This is a genomic window from Micromonospora sp. NPDC049089, assembly GCF_040648775.1.
Taxonomy (GTDB): domain Bacteria; phylum Actinomycetota; class Actinomycetes; order Mycobacteriales; family Micromonosporaceae; genus Micromonospora.
Genome location: NZ_JBEZEH010000397.1, coordinates 1 through 1,589 on the forward strand (window position 1 = coordinate 1; position 1,589 = coordinate 1,589).

Consider the following 1,589-nt stretch of genomic DNA (forward strand, 5'->3'; position numbering starts at 1 on the left):
CCCCGCCCCCGCGCCCCCGCCCCGGGGGGGGGCCCCCCCCGGGCCACCGCCACCCCGCGTCCCCGCACACCCCAACACCCCCCCGGCCGCGCCCCACGCGCGGGGCCCGTCCGGACACCTCAGAAGTCGCCGTCGGCCACCTGGAAGACGGTGAGGCCCAGGGATCGCCACATCTGGACCACCTGGACGCGGTCGTCGAAGACCCCGGCCACCCGGTAGCGGTCCCGGATCTCCCGGTCGTAGATCTCCCGCTTGACGATCGAGTCCTTCCGGGCGTCGCCGACGGCGCGCAGGTGCAGGCCCAGGTACGGCACTCGTACATGCTGGGCCAGCCACGCCTCGGTGGCCGCGCGGGCGGAGGCGTCCCGCCCCGAGCAGAAGACCACCCCGTACCCGGCGGCGTGCATCGCCCGGACCGCCGCGATCACCGCCGAGTTCGGCTGGTCCTGACCCACCCGGGTCATGTCGTACGGGCTGCGGGAGACGGCCAGCGCGACTGTGCCGTCGATGTCCACCAGGACGATCTCCGGTGGCTCGGTCGACGGCGGGTGCACCACGGCGGGGCGTCCGGTGCGGGCCTGCGGCACCGGCAACGGCAACTCCCGGCCCTGAAGGTAACGCTCGTGCAGCCGGCGGATCGCGTCCGCGCCGACCTGGTCGGTGGCCGGGCGGGCGGCGTCGCGGCGCAGGCACTCGTCCAGCGGCACGTCGGTGAAGTCGTGCACCTCGAAGTCCGCGCCGTGGCGGGCGGCCAGCTCGGCCCAGCCGCGCAGGGTCCGCGCGCGCAGGTTGGTGTCGTCCACGCAGACGTCCGCTCGGGCCCGCAGCAGCGCCTCGACCTGAGCCTGCTGTACGGCCGTCACCTGCGCCTCGGCCCACTGGGTGAACAGCCGTTCGCCGTGCAGCATCCGACGCAGATCGTCCCGGTTCACCCGCGCCACGGACGGCTGGAGCGTGCGGGCGAACGTCGTCTTGCCTGAGGCGGGCAGTCCCCGGGTGGCGATCAGACGGGTCATCGGCCCACCTCCGGCTCGACGGGCGTACCCCGACCGGGGTACCTGGCGGCGGTCCGCCGGGTGCGCGAATGCCCCGCCGGGCGGCGGGAATGCGGACGGGTAGGCACGTGTTGACGATGCCGGACGAGGTGTGCGGCCCGATTACCGGGTCGGCTCAGGCCCATGGCACACTGGTCAATCGGCCACCGGTTCCGGTTCACGCCCGAGCCCGTCGCGTACGGCGCGACGAGCGATGACGGCGACCCGGCGACCACCAACGAGAGGACCGAGGCGATGAAGGCAAACATCCACCCGGAGTACGTGACCACCGAGGTCAGCTGCTCCTGTGGCAACACGTTCACGACCCGCAGCACCGCCAAGGGCGGCACGATCCACGCCGAGACCTGCAGCGCCTGCCACCCGTTCTACACCGGTAAGCAGCGCGTTCTCGACACCGCCGGCCGGGTCGCGAAGTTCCAGCAGAAGTACGCCAAGGTTCAGGCCAAGAAGGCCAAGTAACTCCTCGTTCGGCGCCCCCGGCGGGGTTTTAACCGGTCGCCGGGGCCGGGCCCGGTTTACTGCAATTACGCCCCG

Annotated in this window: 2 protein-coding genes; one reads left to right on the top strand and one right to left on the bottom strand. The window is 72.9% G+C overall.

Translation table 11 applies throughout. From position 1 onward, the window contains the following. Nucleotides 1-119: 119 nt before the first annotated feature. Nucleotides 120-1,016, bottom strand: a complete 897-nt coding sequence (locus AB0B48_RS33060) for an AAA family ATPase (protein ID WP_357208577.1) — start codon at nucleotides 1,014-1,016, stop codon at nucleotides 120-122. Between the two features lie 273 nt (nucleotides 1,017-1,289). Between AB0B48_RS33060 and rpmE the strand changes: the two genes are divergently transcribed. Next, nucleotides 1,290-1,514, top strand: coding sequence for a 50S ribosomal protein L31 (rpmE, locus tag AB0B48_RS33065; protein ID WP_355008073.1), 225 nt, complete (start codon nucleotides 1,290-1,292; stop codon nucleotides 1,512-1,514). The last annotated feature ends 75 nt before the right edge of the window (nucleotides 1,515-1,589 follow it).